General features: G+C 70.6%; 1 pseudogene. It reads right to left on the bottom strand.

The features are described from left to right. Window positions 1-504 (bottom strand): annotated as a pseudogene (locus CVM52_RS26505) (thiamine pyrophosphate-binding protein); the annotation flags it as partial.

The following is a 504-nucleotide window of genomic DNA, read 5'->3' as shown; positions in this document are numbered from 1 at the left end:
CCGCGCGCGTCGCCCGCGGTTCGCCCTCCGGCCAGGTGGCACGGGCGGCAGCGCCCTGAGCCAGCGCCTCGAGCGTGGCGCCGGGATCGGCGACAAAGCTCAGCCCCGCCTGATGCATGTAATGGTCGTTCTGAACCGGGGCGATGTCGATCACCTTCTGCCGCGCCGGATCCCAGGCCTCGCGCCAGCCCGGGCGCATCTCGATCGGGTCATAGCCGATGCAGAGGATCAAATCGGCCTGCTGCACCAGGGGCAGCAAGTGCCCGTCGGCCAGCGGCGACAGCCCGGCGCCGCCCAGGCACAGCGGATGATCCTCGGCGATCACACCCTTGGCCTTGTAGGTGGTGATGAAGGGAATGGCGAAATGTTCCAGGAAGGCGCGCAACACGCAACCGCTGTCGCCGCTCAGCATATCCAGCCCGACAATCGCCAGCGGGCGTGTCGCGCCGGCCAGCCAGCCCTTGGCGCGGGCCAGGTCGGCGCCCTGCGGCGCGACCGGGCTGG

Source organism: Pseudooceanicola lipolyticus (assembly GCF_002786325.1).
Lineage (GTDB): Bacteria > Pseudomonadota > Alphaproteobacteria > Rhodobacterales > Rhodobacteraceae > Pseudooceanicola_C > Pseudooceanicola_C lipolyticus.
This window is presented reverse-complemented; position numbering and strand designations above follow the sequence as displayed.